Consider the following 3,298-nt stretch of genomic DNA (forward strand, 5'->3'; position numbering starts at 1 on the left):
GCGGCGGGCCGCCCCCGCGGGGGGCGGGGTGCCGGCCAGCGGTCGGTGCCAGGCGGTGGTGCTGTCGCTGTGCTGTCCTGCGGTAAGTCAGCTGTTCCAGTGCTGGCCGACCAGGTCGGTGGCCTGCTGCTCCCACTGGGCGTAGGCGTCCGGGTAGGCGGAGACCTGGACGGTCTGTGCGGCCTGGGTCAGCGGCATGTCCTGCCAGCCGTCAACCTGCTTGAGGCCCTTGAGGAACGCGGTGGTGGAGTAGGCCGGGTCGGTGATCTGCTCCGGCGTACCCCAACCCGAGCTGGGGCGCTGCTGGAACAGGCCCAGCGAGTCGTGGTCGTTCATGTCGCCGAGGTGGCCCAGGTTCTCCAGCTTCGACTCCTGCAGGCTCGTCGCGATCGAGATCACCGCGGCACGCTCGGGCAGGCCGGCCTTCTTCGTGGCGCCGATGATCGCCTTGGCGTTGGCGATCTGCTCGTCGTTGAGGGTGATGTGGGACTGGTCGCCCTGCGGCTTCGGCGCACTGGTTTGCACCGCGACGGCGGCGGGCTTGCCCTCGACCGGGGTGGCGGCGTGGGCGGCGATCGGACCGGCGAACACACCACCGGCGAACGCGAGACCAGCAACCGACAGCACACTCTTGCGCATGATCGTGTTCATGGGGGTAGCTCCTTCGGGGGTAGGAAACACCCGGGCCGCCAAGGGGGGTCGGCGACACAAGGTGTGAGCACCTCGTCCGGCGCTGCACAAACAAGCGGGAAAGTCTTGGGGGTGGGCGACCTACAAGCCGAGGGCTTGTGGTGCCGGGTCCAGGTGAAACGACCGGGGGGCCGGGGTCATTCCGGGGGCGGCCCATCCACCCGCACCCTCGCAGAGACGGTGACCGGGCGGTCGTTCGTGGGGACTGCAACGACCGGACCGGGGCCCGCATTCCCACCCCGATGGTCGAGGCGGCGGGCCGGTGGTGCTGCGATCGTCAGGGTATGTAACGACCCCGCCCCGGCCACCATTCCGGCCCACGGGTGCGGCCGGTCACGGGTCAAACGCCCCAAACCCGACAGGCGCCCCAGACAACCGCGCGGCAGCAACCTCAGGCCGCCCGCCTTTCACCCGGTCAGGCGAGAACGCACCTTCGCGGCGCAGGCGTCCAGCACGGTCTGCGCGTCCAGGCCCAGGCTCTCGATGGTCACAAGCGCCGTGAAGGCGACGTCAGCCAACTCCGCCGCGACGTCCTCGCGGGTGCGGGTGACACCTTTGCGAGGATTCTGCCCGAGCAGACCGATCCAGGCGGCCAGCGCCTCCCCGCCTCCTCGGTCAGCTTGAGGATCCCCTGCTCGGGGCAGGGTTTGCGGAGGTCAGCCCAGCAGGGCGTGGCCCAGGGTGTAGCCGGCGGCGGCCGCGGCGAGCCCGGCGACGACGCTGCCCACGACGTTTGCCAGCGCGAGGAGCCGGTGACCGCCCCGCGTCAGCCGCAGCGTCTCGTAGCTGAAGGTGGAGTAGGTGGTCAGCGCGCCGCAGAACCCGGTGCCGAGCAGCGCGGTGACCGCCGGGCCGGCCGGCCACCCGACGAGTACGCCGAGCAGCAGCGAGCCGACCACGTTGACGGTGAGCGTGCCCCAGGGGAACGCCGAGTCGTGCCGGGACTGCACGGCCCGGTCGGTGAGATACCGCAACGGCGCGCCGACGGCCGCCCCCAGGGCGATGAGCAGGGCGGTCACCGACTCGCCCGCCGCAGCAGCCCGGCGGTTGCGGCGTCGCCCAGCCCGACCGCGACGAGTGCCCCGAGCAGCGCCGCCGCCAGGTACGCCAGCGCGGTGCCCGGTGCGTCCGCGACCAGCGCCTGCTGGATGTCGACCGCGTAGGTGGAGAACGTGGTGAACCCGCCGAGCACGCCGACGCCGAGGAACGGGCGGGCCAGCGGGTGCCCGCCGTCGAGGTGGGTGAGCACCGCCATCAGCACACCGATCAGCAGGCAACCGGACAGGTTGATGCCGAACGTCGCCCACGGGAAGCCGGTCGGCGGGTGCGGGGCGGCGTGTTGCAGACCGGCCCGGGCCAGCGCGCCGAGCACCCCGCCGGCCGCGATCGTGGCGAGAATCGCCGCGGGGCGCGCGGTCAGCTCGCGGCGGTCGGCGGGAACGCGCAGGTCGACGTCGGGGTCGGTACGCGGCTCGAACGGCTCTGGCACGGCTCCTCAGCGTAGTGCCGGCGACTGCGGCCTCAGCGTGCCGCCGGCGACTGCGACCTCAGCGTGCCGCCGGCGACTGCGACCTCAGTGCATCGCCGGCGACTGCGGCCTCAGCGTGCCGACGGCGACGGCGACGGCGACGCCCCACCGGTGGCGGCCTCAGCGCACGGCGGCGACGGCGGCGTCCGGGCCGCCGCGCCACACCGTGCCGACTTCGGTGAACCCGGCGGCGGTGAGGGCGGCGAGGTGCCAGGAGGCCGGCGGGTTCCACTCCGGGCTGTGCCCGGTCGGGTAGATGGCGTGCCGTTGGGCGACGAGTGGGGCGAGCGCCGGGTCGGCGGCGGCCCGCTCCCACCAGTCCGACCAGGACAGCACCGAGCCGGCCGCGTACCGGGCGTTGCGCCGGTCCCGGGCCTGGTCCATCAGTCGCTTGGTCAGCTCCGGCAGGGTGTCGTCGGGCATGTGGTCGGCGTTGACGAAGACCCCGCCCGGTCGCAGCACGTCACGCAGCTCGGCGTAGAGCTGCCCGAGCCGCTCGGCCGGCAGCCAGTGCAGGGCGGTGGCGGTGAGGACGGCGTCGTACTCGCCGTGGGGGATCGCGGAGCGCCAGCCGGGGGTGCCGAGGTCGACCGGGACGATGGTGGCCCGCTCGGCAAGCGTGGCCTCGGCGATGGCCAGCAGCGCCGGGTCGAGGTCCACCAGGGTCACCTCCGCGTCGGGGAAGCGCGCCAGCGTCCGCAGCGAGATCGTGCCGGTGCCGCCGGCCAGGTCGAGCACGCGCGGCGGCCGACCGTCGAGCACCGCATCGACGGTGTCGAGCATGGTGGCGAACCGGTGTTCCCGGTCCGGTAGGTAGGCCTCCTGCTGACGATCCCAGCTTTCCTGCCAGGCCCACGGATCCGTGATGTAAGGACTCATGGCGGAAAGGCTAATTACGGTACGGGCGCGCTGTCCAGACCTTGTTGCACATAATTTGCAATTGCGGGAAGCTGGCAGGGCGATGATCAGAGTGACGCCGGGCCGGGCGGCCACGCGGTGATGGCCGCGCCGCAGCGCGGGACGGGGTTCGGACGCTCGAATCCACCTCGTCGAGACTTTCCCGTAGGACTGCAAAAAACC

Annotated in this window: 4 protein-coding genes; all 4 read right to left on the reverse strand. The window is 72.4% G+C overall.

Translation table 11 applies throughout. The features are described 5' to 3' along the window. Window positions 1-87: 87 nt before the first annotated feature. The 4 genes from AB0F61_RS34090 to AB0F61_RS34105 all read right to left on the reverse strand — a co-directional run bounded on the left by AB0F61_RS34090 (window position 88) and on the right by AB0F61_RS34105 (window position 3,097). Window positions 88-651, reverse strand: a complete 564-nt coding sequence (locus AB0F61_RS34090) for a hypothetical protein (protein ID WP_357818495.1) — start codon at window positions 649-651, stop codon at window positions 88-90. 695 nt (window positions 652-1,346) lie between these two features. Beyond that, window positions 1,347-1,709 (reverse strand): fluoride efflux transporter CrcB, encoded by a 363-nt coding sequence (gene crcB / locus AB0F61_RS34095; protein ID WP_357818498.1) that lies wholly within the window; start codon window positions 1,707-1,709, stop codon window positions 1,347-1,349. Then, window positions 1,706-2,179: a CrcB family protein gene (locus tag AB0F61_RS34100; protein ID WP_357818501.1), complete on the reverse strand. Its 474-nt coding sequence runs from the start codon at window positions 2,177-2,179 to the stop codon at window positions 1,706-1,708. Before AB0F61_RS34100 ends, crcB begins: the two co-directional genes overlap by 4 nt. A gap of 159 nt (window positions 2,180-2,338) precedes the next feature. Next, window positions 2,339-3,097, reverse strand: a complete 759-nt coding sequence (locus AB0F61_RS34105) for a class I SAM-dependent methyltransferase (RefSeq protein ID WP_357818503.1) — start codon at window positions 3,095-3,097, stop codon at window positions 2,339-2,341. Between the last annotated feature and the right edge of the window lie 201 nt (window positions 3,098-3,298).

Source organism: Micromonospora sp. NPDC023888, from assembly GCF_040639415.1.
GTDB lineage: Bacteria > Actinomycetota > Actinomycetes > Mycobacteriales > Micromonosporaceae > Micromonospora.

Coding starts and splice junctions, on each gene's coding strand:
- AB0F61_RS34090 (WP_357818495.1), bottom strand. CDS start 651: ATGAACACGATCATGCGCAAGAGTGTGCTGTCGGTTGCTGGTCTCGCG.
- AB0F61_RS34105 (WP_357818503.1), bottom strand. CDS start 3,097: ATGAGTCCTTACATCACGGATCCGTGGGCCTGGCAGGAAAGCTGGGAT.